This window comes from Mesorhizobium sp. LEGMi-168a, from assembly GCF_058312955.1.
Genome location: NZ_JBZEGV010000008.1, coordinates 22,782 through 38,408 on the forward strand (window position 1 = coordinate 22,782; position 15,627 = coordinate 38,408).

20 protein-coding genes and 1 pseudogene are annotated in these 15,627 nt (G+C 63.5%); 8 read left to right on the plus strand and 13 right to left on the minus strand.

Features of this window, described 5'->3' with window-relative positions; genetic code table 11:
• Positions 1-26 precede the first annotated feature (26 nt).
• Genes AC4FWB_RS13270 through arsC form a run of 3 tightly spaced genes read left to right on the plus strand, consistent with a single transcriptional unit; the run spans position 27 to position 1,497 of the window.
• Positions 27-377 (plus strand): ArsR/SmtB family transcription factor, encoded by a 351-nt coding sequence (locus tag AC4FWB_RS13270; RefSeq protein ID WP_491026529.1) that lies wholly within the window; start codon positions 27-29, stop codon positions 375-377.
• The gene (locus tag AC4FWB_RS13275; protein WP_491026530.1) at positions 374-1,087 is read left to right on the plus strand and encodes an aquaporin; all 714 of its coding nucleotides are present in this window, start codon (positions 374-376) and stop codon (positions 1,085-1,087) included. Before AC4FWB_RS13270 ends, AC4FWB_RS13275 begins: the two co-directional genes overlap by 4 nt.
• On the plus strand, positions 1,084-1,497 hold the full coding sequence (arsC, locus tag AC4FWB_RS13280) for an arsenate reductase (glutaredoxin) (RefSeq protein ID WP_491026531.1): 414 nt from the start codon (positions 1,084-1,086) through the stop codon (positions 1,495-1,497). Before AC4FWB_RS13275 ends, arsC begins: the two co-directional genes overlap by 4 nt.
• A gap of 54 nt (positions 1,498-1,551) precedes the next feature.
• Here the strand turns inward: arsC and AC4FWB_RS13285 are convergent.
• Positions 1,552-1,737: pseudogene (locus AC4FWB_RS13285) on the minus strand (outer membrane protein); the annotation flags it as partial.
• A gap of 159 nt (positions 1,738-1,896) precedes the next feature.
• Positions 1,897-2,079 (minus strand): hypothetical protein, encoded by a 183-nt coding sequence (locus tag AC4FWB_RS13290; protein WP_210324999.1) that lies wholly within the window; start codon positions 2,077-2,079, stop codon positions 1,897-1,899.
• A gap of 206 nt (positions 2,080-2,285) precedes the next feature.
• On the opposite strand from AC4FWB_RS13290, the gene AC4FWB_RS13295 reads away from it, so the two are divergent.
• From AC4FWB_RS13295 to AC4FWB_RS13305, 3 genes are all read left to right on the plus strand, one after another.
• Positions 2,286-2,435 (plus strand): hypothetical protein, encoded by a 150-nt coding sequence (locus tag AC4FWB_RS13295; RefSeq protein ID WP_095770090.1) that lies wholly within the window; start codon positions 2,286-2,288, stop codon positions 2,433-2,435.
• A gap of 174 nt (positions 2,436-2,609) precedes the next feature.
• A complete protein-coding gene (locus AC4FWB_RS13300) occupies positions 2,610-2,873 on the plus strand; it encodes a metal-sensing transcriptional repressor (protein ID WP_491026532.1) in 264 nt (87 codons plus the stop codon).
• An 8-nt stretch (positions 2,874-2,881) separates the two neighbouring features.
• The gene (locus AC4FWB_RS13305) at positions 2,882-4,204 is read left to right on the plus strand and encodes a cation diffusion facilitator family transporter (RefSeq protein WP_491026533.1); all 1,323 of its coding nucleotides are present in this window, start codon (positions 2,882-2,884) and stop codon (positions 4,202-4,204) included.
• A gap of 88 nt (positions 4,205-4,292) precedes the next feature.
• Here the strand turns inward: AC4FWB_RS13305 and AC4FWB_RS13310 are convergent, their stop codons facing one another.
• A complete protein-coding gene (locus AC4FWB_RS13310) occupies positions 4,293-5,501 on the minus strand; it encodes an MFS transporter (protein ID WP_491026534.1) in 1,209 nt (402 codons plus the stop codon).
• 256 nt (positions 5,502-5,757) lie between these two features.
• Here AC4FWB_RS13310 and AC4FWB_RS13315 point away from each other — a divergent pair, with 256 nt between their 5' ends.
• Positions 5,758-6,030: a PilZ domain-containing protein gene (locus AC4FWB_RS13315; RefSeq protein ID WP_491026535.1), complete on the plus strand. Its 273-nt coding sequence runs from the start codon at positions 5,758-5,760 to the stop codon at positions 6,028-6,030.
• A 52-nt stretch (positions 6,031-6,082) separates the two neighbouring features.
• Here the strand turns inward: AC4FWB_RS13315 and AC4FWB_RS13320 are convergent, their stop codons facing one another.
• The 10 genes from AC4FWB_RS13320 to AC4FWB_RS13365 all read right to left on the minus strand — a co-directional run bounded on the left by AC4FWB_RS13320 (position 6,083) and on the right by AC4FWB_RS13365 (position 14,671).
• Positions 6,083-6,550: a methyltransferase family protein gene (locus AC4FWB_RS13320; RefSeq protein ID WP_491026536.1), complete on the minus strand. Its 468-nt coding sequence runs from the start codon at positions 6,548-6,550 to the stop codon at positions 6,083-6,085.
• Positions 6,551-6,630: 80 nt separating this feature from the next.
• The gene (locus AC4FWB_RS13325; protein ID WP_491026537.1) at positions 6,631-7,581 is read right to left on the minus strand and encodes a S1/P1 nuclease; all 951 of its coding nucleotides are present in this window, start codon (positions 7,579-7,581) and stop codon (positions 6,631-6,633) included.
• 83 nt (positions 7,582-7,664) lie between these two features.
• Positions 7,665-8,078 carry an MAPEG family protein gene (locus tag AC4FWB_RS13330; protein ID WP_491026538.1) on the minus strand — a complete coding sequence of 138 codons (414 nt, stop codon included), beginning with the start codon at positions 8,076-8,078 and terminating at the stop codon, positions 7,665-7,667.
• A gap of 46 nt (positions 8,079-8,124) precedes the next feature.
• Positions 8,125-8,613 (minus strand): SRPBCC family protein, encoded by a 489-nt coding sequence (locus AC4FWB_RS13335; RefSeq protein ID WP_491026539.1) that lies wholly within the window; start codon positions 8,611-8,613, stop codon positions 8,125-8,127.
• Positions 8,610-8,927 (minus strand): ArsR/SmtB family transcription factor, encoded by a 318-nt coding sequence (locus AC4FWB_RS13340; protein WP_491026541.1) that lies wholly within the window; start codon positions 8,925-8,927, stop codon positions 8,610-8,612. The genes AC4FWB_RS13335 and AC4FWB_RS13340 overlap by 4 nt, the downstream gene beginning before the upstream one ends.
• A gap of 78 nt (positions 8,928-9,005) precedes the next feature.
• A complete protein-coding gene (locus AC4FWB_RS13345; RefSeq protein ID WP_491026542.1) occupies positions 9,006-9,389 on the minus strand; it encodes a VOC family protein in 384 nt (127 codons plus the stop codon).
• A gap of 211 nt (positions 9,390-9,600) precedes the next feature.
• Positions 9,601-9,924, minus strand: a complete 324-nt coding sequence (locus AC4FWB_RS13350; RefSeq protein WP_491026543.1) for a DUF2934 domain-containing protein — start codon at positions 9,922-9,924, stop codon at positions 9,601-9,603.
• 95 nt (positions 9,925-10,019) lie between these two features.
• Positions 10,020-12,458, minus strand: coding sequence for a GcvT family protein (locus AC4FWB_RS13355; protein ID WP_491026545.1), 2,439 nt, complete (start codon positions 12,456-12,458; stop codon positions 10,020-10,022).
• Between the two features lie 135 nt (positions 12,459-12,593).
• A complete protein-coding gene (locus AC4FWB_RS13360; protein WP_491026546.1) occupies positions 12,594-13,592 on the minus strand; it encodes a L,D-transpeptidase in 999 nt (332 codons plus the stop codon).
• A 509-nt stretch (positions 13,593-14,101) separates the two neighbouring features.
• Positions 14,102-14,671, minus strand: coding sequence for a TetR/AcrR family transcriptional regulator (locus tag AC4FWB_RS13365; protein WP_491026547.1), 570 nt, complete (start codon positions 14,669-14,671; stop codon positions 14,102-14,104).
• A gap of 99 nt (positions 14,672-14,770) precedes the next feature.
• Here AC4FWB_RS13365 and AC4FWB_RS13370 point away from each other — a divergent pair, with 99 nt between their 5' ends.
• Entirely contained in the window at positions 14,771-15,586 is an 816-nt protein-coding gene (locus AC4FWB_RS13370) for an oxidoreductase (protein ID WP_491026549.1), read from the plus strand.
• Positions 15,587-15,627 lie beyond the last annotated feature (41 nt).

Below are 15,627 nucleotides of genomic sequence, written 5' to 3' on the forward strand. Positions count from 1 at the left end.
TTCAACATTTCAAGGATTATTGAAACGTGGATGAACGTCAAGCCCTGATCGCTTTCGGTGCGCTGTCGCAGGACACACGGCTGCGGCTGCTGCGATTGCTGGTGGTTGCCGGGCCGGACGGCATCGCCGCCGGTTCGCTTGCCGAACAGGTCGAGGTCTCGCCGTCCAATGTCAGCTTCCATCTCAAGGAGCTGGAGCGCGCCGGCCTCGTGAGCGCGCGGCGCGACGCGCGCTCGATCGTCTACAGCGCGGAGTACGATGCGCTTTCCGGCCTGATCCGGTTCCTGATGGAGGATTGCTGCTCTGGCCGTCCGGAAATCTGCGTGCCGGCGCTGGCGGTGCCGTGCTGCGCGCCGGGCGAGGGGAGCCGGCAATGACCGCTTACGATCTTCCGCGACGCGCCGTTGCCGAAGCTCTGGGCACCGGCCTTTTGGTGGCGACTGTCGTCGGCTCCGGCATCATGGCCGAGACGCTGACGCATGATGTGGCGCTGGCGCTGCTCGGCAACACGCTGGCGACCGGCGCCATGCTGGTGGTGCTGATCACCATGCTGGGGCCGATCTCCGGCGCCCATTTCAATCCGGCCGTCTCGCTGGTCTTCTGTCTCAACCGGACGCTGCCGGCCCGCGATCTGCCGGTCTATCTCGCCGCGCAGGTCGCTGGCGGCATCGCCGGCACGATTGCCGCGCATCTGATGTTCGCGCTCCCGGTGCTGGAGGTCGCGACGAAGCTACGTGCCGGACCCGCACAATGGTTCTCCGAGGTTGTCGCGACGTTCGGGCTTGTCGCCGTCATTCTCGCCGGCCTCCGCTTCGAGCGACGCGCCGTGCCCTGGCTGGTCGGCCTCTACATCACCGCCGCCTACTGGTTCACCGCCTCCACCTCTTTCGCCAATCCGGCGGTCGCGGTGGCGCGTTCGCTCACCGACACGTTTTCCGGCATCAGGCCGGTCGATCTGCCGGGCTTCATTGCCGCCGAACTGCTTGGCGCCTTGGTCGCGCTGGCGCTGATGGGCTGGCTGTTGCGGCCCGAAACCATCGAGCAATCCCAAGCATTGAAAGCCCAGCCATTCAAAGGCAAGCCATGACGGTCACGATCTATCACAACCCCGCCTGCGGCACCTCGCGCAACACGCTCGCCATGATCCGCGCCAGCGGCGAGGAGCCGGTGGTGATCGAATATCTGAAGACGCCGCCCACCCGCGACCGGCTGCTCGAGTTGATCGCGGCGATGGACATCACTCCGCGCGAGTTGCTGAGAGAGAAGGGAACGCCTTACGCCGAGCTTGGCCTCGCCGATCCGAAATGGAGCGACGGCGAGCTTGTCGATTTCATGCTCGCCCACCCGATCCTCATCAACCGGCCGATCGTCGAGACGCCGAAAGGCACCAGGCTCTGTCGGCCCTCGGAGGCGGTGCTGCCGGTACTCGACTATCCGGTGCGCGACTTCGTCAAGGAAGATGGCGAGAAAATCGTCTACGCGCCGGGGCAAGCCTGATTGGAAGTTCCGGACGGAAAACCGCCGCGCACTCTCCTGGGATTGTGCTGGCAACTAGAAACGGAAATTCACGAAGGCCTTCAGCGTGTGGAAAGCCACGTCGTCCTTGACTGTCAGCCCTTCGCCATTGTCGAGTATCTGCTTCGAGCCCAGGTCCACATAGGCATATTCGGTGCCGAAGGAGAGGCGATCGGCAATGGCGTGCTCGATGCCTGCGCCTGCGGTCCAGCCGGCTCGTGTCTGCTTCTCGTTGAAAACAGTCGCGCCGCCAACGGTGAGCGTCTGCTCCGGACGGCAACGGCTGAACTGTCGATAGGGTGGTTCGTTTCGAACATTTTCATCCGATGCCGGCGCATCGGCCTGGTTTTCAGCGGCCTGTCGGAATTTGACGTTCCATCACTATGCGCAGTCCTTCAGCTCGACCACCTCGACGCCGAGGCGGAAGGCCTGCCCATCGGCATAGGAGCGCGCATATTGCTCGGCTTCGAAGGGGAAGGTCAGCGTGGTGCCGTAGGCGGTGACGCGCACCGTCCACTTCTGGCCTTTGACGAGTTCAACACCGTGAAGCTTCGCCGTCACCATCTCACCCTCCTCCATTCCGGCATGCACGCAACGCACCCATAACGTTGCGGAAGTCATTTGAGTACAAATAATCCGACCGAATTATGTCACTGACACGTCGATTCCGACATTCGGCCCGGCGCTTCCGTGAAATGGATCACGTTCGGCCTGCCGGAACCCGGAGGGCTGCAGCGGGTTAGAGCTATGAAAGCGCACAGGAGGCCGCCATGATCCGCAAGCTGAAATCCGGCGAATACCGCCTCTATTCGCGCAAGGTCGATCCCAGGACCGGCAAGCGCCGGAACCTCGGCACCTTCAAGTCGCGCGAGGCGGCCGAGAAGCACGAACGCGAGGTGCAGTACTTCAAGCGGCATTAGAGCAATTCCAGGAAAAGTGTGAAACGGTTTTCCGTCCGGAATTGCGTAAAAAGAAAGAGATAGAGCGTTCGCCGTTTCCGTGAAACGCTCTAGCGCCGTTCTGACGGCCACGTAAGTCCGATCTGCAAGGTGGCCTGTCATTTGTTGCCAATATCCTACCCTGGAGGATAGGATATGGTCATGACGATACACAGCTCCCATCCCGACATCATCGCCCGGCTCAAGCGCGCGCACGGCCATCTGGCTGCCGTGCTCACCATGTTCGAGCAGGGCCGCTCCTGCCTCGATCTGGCGCAACAGCTCCACGCTGTCGAAAGCGCGGTTGGCAATGCCAAGCGAGAATTGATCCACGACCATATGGAGCATTGCCTGGTCGAAGGCGGCGAACCGACCAGGGACACGCTCAAGGAGCTGAAGCAGCTCACCAAGTATCTGTGAGGCCCGAGATGCGGGAAAAGATTCTGGACTGGTTCGGCTTTGGCTCGCACGATCATGGCCATGGTGGGCACGGTCATGATCATCATGGCCCGCACGGTCACACCCATGGCGTGATCGACGCCACGATCGCGACCACTGATCGCGGCATCTGGGCGATCAAGTGGTCGTTTGTGATCCTCGCGGTCACCGCCGCATTGCAGATCGTCGTCGTGATGTTTTCCGGCAGCGTGGCGCTGCTTGCCGACACCATCCACAACATCGCTGACGCGACCACCGCGATTCCGCTCTGGATCGCCTTCGCGCTGGTGCGCCGCAAACCGACCAGGACATTCACCTATGGCCTGGGTCGGGTCGAGGACCTGGCCGGCATCGCTATCGTGCTCATCATCCTGGCGAGTGCGATTGTCGCCGGCTACGAGGCGATCGACCGCCTGCTCAATCCCCAGCCGGTGCGGTTCCTCGGCTGGCTTGCGGCGGCCGGCGTCATCGGCTTCCTCGGCAACGAGGCGGTGGCGGTATTCCGCATCCGCGTCGGTCGCCAGATCAACAGCGCCGCGCTGATCGCCGACGGCTATCATGCGCGCACCGACGGTCTCACCAGCCTCGCCGTGGTTGCCGGCGCGCTCGGCGTCTGGCTCGGCTTTCCGCTCGCCGACCCGATCATCGGCCTGCTCATCACCGTCGCCATCTTCGGCATCGTCTGGCAATCGGCGCGCTCGGTGCTGACCCGCACGCTCGACGGTATCGAACCGGGCATCATCGACGAGATTCATCATTCGGCAGCGCATGTCGCCGGAATCGAGAAGGTGGTCGAGGCCAAGGCCCGCTGGCTCGGCCATAAGCTTCATGTCGATGTGGCGATCGCGGTCAATGACGGGTTGCTGCTCGCCGCCGCCAACAACATCGCAGCCTCGCTGAAAGTCGAGCTTTTCGCTCATGTTCCGGCCCTCGACGTCGCCACGATCCGCTTCGCCGAAGTGCAGGCGGACGGTGGGCATCACCACGCGCCCGATCCGTTCCTGGTGTCGGCCAGGCTCGCCAGCGGGCTCTTGGAAATCGTCGACACGCCGCAGGGCGAGCGCATGCGCCTGCGCCTGTCGCGCCATGCCGAAGGCTTGCGGGCGAATGTCGCTATCGAACGGTCGGGCGGGATGGTCGAGCAACTGCCGCTGTCGCCGGTCGGCGGCGACCACCACTATCTGCAGAGCTTGGTCGCGCCGGCCGAGCCGCACGAGTTCAGCGCCAGGCTGCACCTTGCGGCCGGCGCCGACAGCGAGGACTTGCAGTTCGCCATGGCCGGGCCGGAGGAGCATCACCACGAGCACGGATGAAGGCGGTGCTGTGTGACCACCAGCGCGAAACCTGGCAGGCGGTACTTCAAATCCACGGTTGCCGCCCTCCTTGCGAATAGATGCTGCTTCATCTTTCTTCAGGCGGCTTGATATGGCGGAAAGCCCAAAGCAAGGCCAGGTCGTAGAGGATCTTGAGGGCACCGCAGATCACGAGGGGCCACGCTTCAAAGCCCGCGGCGAACAGGGCGCCGGCGATCGCCGGGCTCGCCGCCGCAGCAAGGCTTCGTGGAACCGACGTAACGCTCGCCGCCGCGGGCCGCTCTGGTGGCGTGACGACGGCCATCACGTAAGAAGAGCGTGTCGGTACGTCCATCTGGGACAGCGCCGCGCGTATGAGCAAAAACGCGAGGGCCGCGTCACGGCTCGGTATGACAGCCGCCAGAATGAGGCACACGCTCGACGGAATGTGGGTGAACACCATCGTGTTCACGAGGCCGATGCGGTTCGACAGCCACGCGGCGATTGGAAATGAAACCGCCGACAAAACACCCGACCAGAAAAAGAACACCCCGGCAGTCGACAGCGAAAGACCGAACTTGCTGAATAGCCACAAGGCAACGAGCGACTGCACGGCAAAACCACCGGCGAACGCATCGATGCTGAACAGGGCCGCCAGCTTGTAGACAATGGCACGCGATGGCCCAAGCGCCGCGACGGGCCGGTCCTGAGGAGAGGTTTTCGGACCAGCGGGAATGCGCGCGTAGGTAAGCCCTCCGGCTACGCCCAGAACTCCGTAAAGGACAAACATTGCTTTAAGCGCGGTCAGACGCGACATGCCAGTCGTGACCAGTAAGTCTGGACTGGTTGCGGCGAGTGCGCCGACGGATGCCGCCAGTGCGCCTAGCAAACTATAGCGTGCGAACGCCTTCGTGCGGTCCGCATCGGCGACCAACCGCGACAATACGGCGTGCTCCAGTGGGACAAAGATGCTGACGCTGCCGGAAGAAGGATTGATCGTGCCGAGGAAGGCCACGAGCAGAACAAGCGCATAGGTGCTTGACTGCGTATAGGCCAGCCCAGTTGCGATCATCAGGCCGGATGCGGCCAAAAGCAGGGTGAGCCGGTCTGCTCGCACGGCAAGAAACCCGATGCCTAGCGTCAATAGCGCCGAACCCAGGAGCGCGGCGGTGGCGACAACGCCAATCTCCAGCGGGCCAAGGCCGATCGCTGCCAGGTATACCGGCAGGAGCACTGCGGCAAAGCCATCGCCAAAATCTCGAAAGGCCCGCGCCACGTAGATATCCGCGGCACGGCCGCCTTTCTTCGCGCCGGACAACTCGTTGGCATCAATTGGTCGACGCAAAGCAAGCTACCTTTGGTCAAACACCGTTTCTGAGATGCACTTTAGCGAGTTGAGAGCGCTGTCCGCTATCGAGTCCTCACGATCAGCCGGCGAATGCGTACGAAAACGGGACCGCCCGGCCGGTCGCGTTTAGCGGTCGCTAACGGAACGGAAACGCCTCGCTGCTATGGTGGAGCGTCGGGCGAGGGGAGGCTGAACCCCACCGCGGAAATTTCGGGATGAGTGCACCATGGCCACCTTTCCCCACACCGAGCGCCGTCTTCATGCGCGAGAATTCGTGCTGAAGGAGGCCACCATCGTCACTGCTGACGCCAGGATCAGATGTTTCATCCGAAACCAGCACGAGCATGGCGCCGAGCTGCGCGTCGGTGCGCAGGTTGACCTACCGGACCGCTTCACGCTGATTGTTCCCGACGACGATGCCGTCTATCGCGCCGTGATGCGCTGGCGGCGCAACGAACGCGTCGGTGTGCAGGTCTACAGCAATTCGCTGAAGGGCTGACGTCCAACCTGCCGTCGCCTGCCGATCGCATCGATCGGGGCGCGGCGCCGTCTCAAAGATAGCGGCGCACGCCCGCCTTATAGGCGCGGTAAGGCTCGCCGAACTTGCGCTCCAGATACGCTTCCTCGCGCAGCACCACGCCGGAATGCAGGATGAGGAAGACGGGGACGAGAGCGAGCACGCCCCACCAGGTGTCGAAGATGAGCCCGATGCCGAGCAGCAGGCCCATCAGGCCGACATAGAGCGGGTTGCGCGAGAAGCCGAACGGGCCGCCGGTGACGATCGCCAATGTCGGCTTCGTCGGGTCGATATTGGTGCCGCCGCGCTGCATCGTCATGCGTCCCCAGGCGATGATGGCAATCGCAACGGCCGCAAGCAGGATACCCAGCACCATAGTCAGCGGCCGGGCGCCAATCGCCAACGGCCAGACATAGCGCAAGGCCAGCATCAGGATCACCGCCACAAGGAACAACAGCGGCGGGAACACCGCGACACCGGGATTATCCTTCTCTCCGTTCATGGCCATTTCCCCGGGAGAACCAGGTGCCACCTGCCGTGCCGCCACTATGCATCCGCCGGGGCCGCGCGGCAATCCACCGCCTACTTGTCAACCGCCAGCGTCTCGTTGAGCACGGCGGCCAGATGCAGGCCGCCGAGCGCGAGCTGCTGGATGGCAGCCGGCGAGAATTGATCGAAATAGGCCTGGTCGAGGATCACCGCATGCGGGTTGTCTGCCTTGATCGACGTGCCCTTGGGCAGCGCGCGATAGGCGTCCTCCGCTATTGCGTGGCACGCGGCCAGCCATTTTCCCGGCGTCTGGTCCGCGACTGGCATCGGCGCGAGATTGGGAATGACGTCGGTCTCGAGGTCGAGCGCGACTTTGCCCCAGTCATAATATTTGAACAGGATCAGGCTGGAATCCCACACCGCGTGGAAGGTGGTGAGGTCGCGATAGGTCGAGCCGTCCGGCTTCGGCCGCGAGACGTTGAAGGTCACCGTCAGCGTGTTGCCGCCCTGGTCGCCCTGGTTGCCGTCGAGGCGCTCGACGCAGTGCAGCGGCTGCGAGAGATCCCCCACCAGATGGATGACGAAGGCGAGCGCCTTCCAGCGCTCCTCGTCGCTCTTCTTCGGATCGGCTAGGATCTTTTCCTGCGCCGGCAGCGCCTTCATCAGGCAGAAGCCGAAGGTCGCGTCGTCCTTGCAGTCGCGCGCCGGATCGTAGGCGGTGGTGGCGGTCGGCGCGTCGCCGGGCCTGGAGGCGAGGGGGATGTCGACGAAATGCCAGTTCGACGTCTCCTTGTGGTTCTCGGCGCGATAGTCGTCGGGCCAGCTCGCGACCGAGGCCAGCGACACGGTCGCCGGTGGCTCGAGCTTGAGATGCGCGCGCAGGAGCTGCTCGATCACGTCATAGGCGTTTTGGCTCAGCCTGTGCTGCGCGATCTCGGCGATCACCGCATGGCCTTCCTGGCCCCAGGCAAGCGCCTGGCCGCACATCGCCCCACCGATCAACATCGTCGCTAGACAGGAAACCGCCGCCGCTTTCCAGTTCATCGCCCTGCCTCCTCAAGGTTCGACCCTGGAAAGTACAATGCAGGCGGGTGTCACAAACAAGTGCCAGTCGAAGAGCCGCGGCGTCAGGCTGCGGCGGCCCACCCGGTCACGACGATGAGGGCAAGCGTGACCAGTGCTCCGGAGACGTAAAGGATCGTCCTGACGTTGCCTCCCTTGGCGGCGTTTCCGCCACGCAGGTAGATCGCCAAATGAACGAGGCGTATCGCCAGGTGAAGCCAGACGAGCGTCGCCAAGGTGGCCGGCCCGACGCCGACCATCATCGCCAGCATCGCCGGCACGACAAAAGGCGCCAGCGCTTCGACCGAATTCATGTGGACGCGGTCGATCCTGTAAAGCCTGTTGTCGTCGTCCGCCGGGATCACCGGCCCTGAAAGCATTCCGGCGAACCCTTTGGATGAGCCCGAATAGACCGCAAGCAGCACGGACAGGAGGCAGAGCGCGGCCACGCCGAGGATGCTGAACCAATAGGCTTCCATCTTGTCTTGGCTCCGTGATGCGATGCCTTGAATCGCTGCGCGACGGTCAGGCTGCCTTGCCGGGAAAAAGATCGTGGAAGCGCTGCAGGTACAGCGGCCAGCCCTGATCGCTGTCGACGCCGCCGCGCACGCCTTCCCAGCCTTCGCCATGCCGTTCGAGATTCCGGTGCTCGATCTCGACCCGGGTTCGGTTCTCCGTCTCGGCCGTGAACCGGACTTCCCATTCGCTGGTCTTGTTCGGGTCGGTCTCGATCTGCCATCGCGGGCTGATGTCCCAGCTCAGAACCAGCCGGTCGGGCGGGTCGTAAGCCAGCACCCGGGCCCAGCGGCATTCGCTGCCGTCCGCGCCGCGGTCGTACACGTGACCTCCGACCCGAGGCTCGAAGATCGTCTCCGCGATCGGCACGGCGAGAAGATTGTGCTCGCGGGGTTTGAAGCTGCCGAAGCCCTCGGTGAAGACCTTGAAGGCGCGCGCAATCGGTGCCTCGACAACGACGGAGTGTCTTACTGGCGCGGGTGCAGGTTGCTTGCTCATGCCTGGTCCTTCGTTGGTTGCTCGACGGCCAGTTTGTAGCCGGCCAGGGTCTTGCTCCAGAACCGGTCGATTTCCGCACGCAGGCTTGCCAGCCCGTCCGGATCGATCCGGTAGATGCGTTCCTTGCCGGAGCGTGTGTCGGCCACGAGCCCGGCGTCCTTCAGGACCTTCAAGTGCTGTGAGACCGCCGGCCGGGTTACAGGCAGCGCACGAGCGAGTCCGCTGACCGAACAAGGCTGTTCGACCAGCAGTTCGAAGATCGTGCGCCTCGTCGGATCTCCGAGCGCTGTCCAATAGTTCGCGTTAGTCGCCACTAACGCGAACTTAGGGTGATGTGCCCGCCCTGTCAACTTGGAGTGGCCAACGCTCCGCAATCTTGGCCGGTCCGGACCCTATTTGGCCGGCGGCTCGAACAGCTCGATCGGGTTGCCGGCAGGGTCGTCGAGCAGGATCTGCTTGCCGCCTATCCCGGCCACGATGTCGTTGCGAAACTTGGCGCCAAAGGTCTTCAGACGAGTGACTTCGTCCTCGATCTTCGCAACTTCGATCTGGATCCGGTTCCAGCCGCCGGGTTCCGGTTTGCGGCCATCCGGCATCGGCTGCGATGCGCCGCCCGGTCCTGTCGTTGCGTTGATGAGCAGCCGAAGGTCGCCCTTGTCCAGCATCGCGAAACTCGGCGCCGGGTGCATGGCGACGGAGAAACCGAGAGCCTGGGTGTAGAACGCGATTGCCGCGTCCACATCATCGACGATGTAGCGAACATTCACTGTTGCCATGGCATTGCTCCTTTCAAAAAAGGATCGCGCTCGCCACCGCCAGCGAAACGACCACGATCCACGGGGGTGCCTTCCAGACGGTGAGCAGGAGAAAGCCCGCAAGCGCCAGCGGATCACCTGCGCGCCGATATCCTCAAAGTGGATGAACCCCGCGGATAAATTGCCGCTTGCGTCAGGGCCGGCCCCGACCGATCGCGTCGCGGCTCCGAACCTACAGCCCCTTCCGCGCCTTAAGACTGCGCGCCGCCTGCTCGATCGCGGCGCGGTCGTTACCCAGCCTGTCGAGCAGTTCCTGCGCCTCTTCGCCCGATATGCCGGTGCGCATCGCGAGTGCCTCGACCGTCAGCACGTCCGCGCTGTCGATCTCGCGTGTTTCAGGCAGCGCATCGTTTGCCGTCAAGGGGGGAGCCGCCTCGCGGTCGATTTCCATCTCGGCCTGATGCCAGTGCCGCTCGTGGTCGCCATGGATGCTGCCCTCGCGCTGCCAGATCTCATAGGCGCGCTGCCTGATCTTCTCGATCCGATCGTCGTCCATTGCCGATTCCTCCTCGCGTGTCCTTCAACGCAGGGCAGGGCGGAACGATCCGTGACAGTGCGAAGATGATCGGGCTGACTGCGCTCGACCGCCGGCTACATCCGTGGCCTTTCGTTTCCGGGATCGTAAGGCGAGTCCGCGATGACCTCGGCGGTCTTCCATTCTCCCAGGATCGCGACGTCGAGCTTCGTGCCGGGCTTGGCCAGACGCTCCGGCAACAGCGCCAGCGCCACGTCGTGCCCGAGCGCATAGCCATAGCCGCCCGACGTTATGCGCCCGACCAGCGCGCCGTCGATGTAGAGCCCCTCGGAGGCAAGCGTGCTCGCGCCGTCGGTTTCGATCTTGAGCGTGACCGACCGACGCTGGTCGTTCCTTGCCTTATATTTCAGAACCGCGTCGCGCCCGACGAAATCGCCCTTGTCGAGGCGGATGAATCGCTCCAGCCCGCTCTCCAGCGCGTTGAGCTCCAGGTTCATGTCGCGATACATGGCGCGATAGGATTTTTCGAGCCGCAGCGACTCCAGAGCATGCAGCCCGACAAGCCGCATGCCGTGCTTTTCGCCTTCCTTGAGGACCGCATCCAGCAATTGCCGCTGGTAGGCGAGGGGATGGTAGAGCTCCCATCCGAGCTCGCCTTCGTAATTCACGCGCAGAAGCCGAACGTCGCTGGCCAAAGCGACGCCGCCGGTCTTGACGCTGAACCACGGGAATTGAGCATTCGAAAGGTTGATCTCAGTGAGGGGTTGCAGCACCTCGCGCGCGTTCGGTCCGACGATCGTGAAGCAGCCGCGCTCATTGGTGACGTTCCTCAGGCTCACGCTGCCGTCGGCGGGAAGCAGTCTCGAGAGATCGTCGAGGTTCCAGCGCTCCGCGCGCGGCGTCGAGATCAGGTAGAACAAGTCTTCCTGAAGGCGAGCCACCATATACTCCGCCTGCACGCCGCCTTGCGCCGTAAGGTGATGCGCCAGCGTCACCTTGCCGACCGCGGGCAGGCGATTGGCCAGTATCTTGTCGAGCCAGGCCACCGCGTTTGCCCCCGACACCTGGAACTTGGTCATCGGCGTCATCTCGACCAGCCCGACGGCGTTGCGCACCGCCAGCACTTCCTCGGCGACGAAGTTCCCCTTGGGAGTCCAGCGCCAGCTATACTGGTCTTTGGCCTCGACGCCCTTCGGCGCGAACCAGTTGGGCATCTCCCAGCCGTTGAGCACGCCCCAGACCGCGCCAAGTTCGGTCAGCCTGTCATAGGAGGGCGCGGTCTTTTGCGGGCGGGCAGCGGGCATGTCCTGCCCCGGATATTTCTGCTCCGCATGCGTGCCCCACGCCTCGCGGACCTTTTCGTGTGTCCAGGCCTTGTTGGCGTAGTCGCCGAAGCGGCGCGGGTCGAGGTCGGAAGTGTCGAGGCTATTGCCGCCCTCGACGATCCGCTCCGACAGATAGTAGCCGATCGTGCCGCCCCACAGGATGCCGCCCGGCACGCCCTCGGCCAGCCAGACATTGGGCAGGCCCCAGGCGGGTCCCATCAAGGGAAGCTCGTCCGCCGTCATCTGGAACGGGCCGCGCACATTGGCCTTGATGCCGACCCGTCCCAGTGCCGGGACCAGCTGCAGGGCCTGCTCCCAGTTCCACGACACCGCCTCGAAATCCTCTTCGACCAGATCGGCGCCGAACCAGGCTGGAACGCCGTCCTCGGCGAACAGTTTCAGGTTCGCGGTGCGCTCGTAGGGCCCGAACATCAGGCCGTCGCCTTCCTCGCGCAGATAGCCCTCGAAACCTTCGTCGCGCAGGATCGGCATTTCGGGCCGTCCCTGCCTTTTCCGCTCGACGATCTCCGGCACGGCTTCGGTGATCCAGTACTGGTGCAGGATCGGGATCGCCGGGATGTCGAGGCCGAGCAGCGCGCCGGTCTGGCGCGCGTAATTGCCGGTGGCTGAGATCACATGCTCGCAGGTGATGTCGCCCTTGTTCGTCTGCACCAGCCACTCGCCACTGGGCGTCCGCTTGAACCCGGTCACCTCGGTGTTGAGATAGACCTTGGCGCCCAGATCCCGCGCGCCTTTGGCCATGGCATGCGTCACGTCGGCCGGCGCGATGTGCCCGTCATCCGGATGGTAGAGGGCGCCGAGCATATGATCGTTGTCGAGCAGCGGGCAGAGCTCCCTGGCCTCCGCCGGCGTCAGCAAATGCGCCCGCATGCCCTGCACGTCGGCGACGCTCATATAGCTCTTGAACTCGTCGAGCCGGTCCCTGGAATTGGCGATGCGCAGCTGGCCGCATTTGTGCCATCCGACCGGCTGCCCGGTTTCGGCCTCGAGACCTTCATAGATCTCGATGGTCTTGTTGATCATGCGCCCGACATTGATGTTGCGGGCATAGGACGGGATCAGGCCGGCGGCATGCCAGGTCGAGCCTGCGGTCAGCTGCGTGCGCTCGAGCAGCGCCACGTCGGTCCAGCCGCGCTTGGCCAGGCCATACAGGATGCCGGCCCCGACGCAGCCTCCGCCGACGATCACCACTCTCGCATATGCTTGCATCGAACCACCAATTCCAGACCGTTTTCAAAAGCGTGCCGTCGAAAGCTACAGGCGGTAAAACGCCGTGTAACGTCTTCAAAAACTAGGGATGATAATAAATTGGGCTTATGCAGCGGTTTCGCCGGCTGCCGCCTTTCACTGAATTTGTCCGCCCTGCGCGGTCTCGTCCTTGAAGTTGACCTTCGTGCCCGGTTTGACCATGGCGGCGAGGTCTTCGGCGTCCCAGTTGGTCAGCCGGATGCAGCCATGCGAGAAGGTCGTGCCGATCTTACCGGGCTCGGGCGCCCCGTGGATGCCGTAGCTTTCGATCGAGAGGTCGATCCAGACCGATCCCACCGGATTGTTCGGCCCTTTGGCGATGGTGAAGGGCCGCTTGCTTCTGACCCCCTTGAAGGCGAATTTCGGATTGTAGTGATAGGTCGGATTGTGGACGACGCGCTTCACCTCCGCCGCGCCGCTCGGCGCCGGCTTCTCCTTGCTGCCGATCGAGGCGGGATAGACCGCGAGCGCTTTGCCTGACGGATCGAGCGCGCGCACCTGGCGAGATGCCTTGTCGATCTCGACGCTCCCGATGGCCGCGAGAGGATCGCCGCGGCCGACATTGGGCACCACCAGGCTCGTGTCTGCCTTCCTGAAACCGGTTTTGGGATTGAGCATTCGCAGCACTTGTTCGCTGACATGGAAACGCTCCGCCAGTTTTTCCCGGGCATTGCGGTAGCCGAGCCGCCTCAGATGCGCCATCCGCTCCATGCGGGCCGGGATGTGTTTGGTGAAGGGACCGCGCACATCCTTGGCCGTGACCTCGTAGTTAGTCAGCACCGGGCCGGCGAAGGTCGCCGCGAGCTTGTCCCAGGTCTCGCGCGTCAACTTGCCGTCGGAGGGCAAGCCGTTCGCCGCCTGGAAGGCAGCGACCGCCTTGGCAAAATTATCGGAAAGGCGGCCGTCGATCAGGCCAGGCGAGAAGCGGGCGCGATCCAGCAGGATCTGCGCCTTGAGCAGCATCGGGTCGACGCCCTTCGGCTCGCCTTCGCTGAACTGGGCCTGATTGACCGCGTCCATGTCCAGCCTGGCTGCCCCGCTTGCGCCGCATGCGAGCGCGAGCGCCATCGCAACGACAAGAAGCAGCCTGACCATCGACGCCACTCCGGGACCGCGACAAACAACCTGTCTCTATGACGCAGCACGGCCGATGTGGTTCCTGTCGCGGGCAGCCGCGTGAAGGTCATCGTAAATGTGCGCTCCTTCCCATATACGTTTGAATTTTAAGCTGGAAACCAGTTCCCAAGAACGCGGATAACTGGCATTATTGCATAAGGGCCTATGCATTTTTTCTGATTCTATGGCCCCTCGTCCTGGTAACCGGCGGCCCCCCAAAGCCCCCCGCCCATGCCGTCGGTTGCCTCATTTGAGGACCACAAAAGCCCGAGACGGCGCGCAGGATTGCTGTTGGGCGGTGTAAGCCAAGTCTTGAAGGCGGCACACACGCGAGGCGGTGTGTAGGCGGGCGCTGAACTCAGCCCGGTTCGAAAACACAGCGTCCGGCCAAGCACCACGCCCTCGCCCTGCATGGCCGATCGCCTTCGACGTGACGTTCGAGCCCCGGCGGAACGATCCGTCTGGATTCCGATCGTCTACCTCGCGTTTCAATGCGATTGGATCATCGTCCGCGCCGCGTCTGCTCCCGCCGCGAGAATGCGATCCGACAATTCGGTGCCGTCCACGGCGCGGGCCAGTTGCAGGGCGCCGATCAGGGTCGCAAAAATGCCGAGCGCAACGCCCTCCGGATCCTTGGTCCGCGGCGGAATAGCCGCCGACACCTGGCGCACCAGAGCCATGAAGCGCTCGGTGTAGAGTTGCCGCGTTTCATGTGGCTCGCGCGCGATTTCCGGCAAAAGCGCGGCTGAGGTGCAGCCCTTCTCCGGATTGTCCCGATGAACGGCCGACAGATACGCATCGATGGCCGTCGTCAGGCCACCGGAGGCCAAGGCCTCCGCAATCTGGCCTGACTGCCCCTCCAGAGCCGCCGCCACACATTCCCGCACAAGCGCCGCCTTGGATTGAAAGTGCGGATAGAACGCCCCGTTCGTCAGCCCTGCGTCGCTCATGATGCTTGCGAGTCCGGACGCGGCGATGCCGTCACTCCGAAAACGATCGACGGCAACCTCCATGATCCGGCTGCGGGATGCGTCTTTGCGGCCCTTTTCGTAGCGCATGATTTCTCCTTTCAGACTTGGTATTGCATTATGATCGTACTATGATAGTATGATCATAATCCAATTAGCGGAAGAAAGCTAGCCGAGTTGGAACATCAAGTGAACGCACATTCTGGAAAGACCGCTATCGTGACCGGCGCCTCGTCGGGCATCGGTCGCGCCAGCGCCGATGCACTGGCCCGCGCGGGATACACCGTCTTCGGAACAAGCCGTCGAGCGCCCAGCACCGGCCCAGGCCAGGTAACCATGTTGGCCTGCGATGTGACTGATGGTGAGTCCGTCAAAGCGCTTGTTTCAACCGTGTTTGCAAAAACCGGCCGGATCGACCTGCTGGTCAACAATGCCGGTATCGGGCTGCAGGCGGGCGCAGAGGAGTCGTCGGTCGAGCAGGTTCAAGCCCTGTTCGACGTAAACCTGTTCGGGGTCGTGCGGGTGACAAACGCTGTGTTGCCGGCGATGCGGCGACAAGGTGGAGGGCGCATCATCAACATCGGCTCGATCCTGGGGGTCATCCCCGCGCCGTATGCCGCCCACTACTCGGCCGCCAAGCACGCTGTCTCGGGCTATTCGGAATCGCTCGACCACGAAGTCCGTGCCTTCAACATCCGTGTCTCGGTCATCGAACCGGCATTCGTCCGCACGGTCTTCGACCAGAACGGCATCGAGCCAGATTTGACGATGAAGGAATACGATCGGGCCAGAGCCGGCGTCGACGCGCTCCTGCGTGATGTGATGCCCAAAGCCGACCCTCCGGAAGTCGTGGCGAAGGTCGTCCTCAAGGCGGCGACCGACAAGCATCCGCGACGACGCTACACGGCCGGCAAAGCCGCGCGGCAGGTGAGCCTGCTGCGCCGCTTTGTGCCTGCCGAAGTGTTCGACAAGGCCTTGCGCAAGCAGTTCCGCCTGCCGGTCTGAACAGCCAGGCGGCACGGCACATTCAGCACCCGACCGAGTGG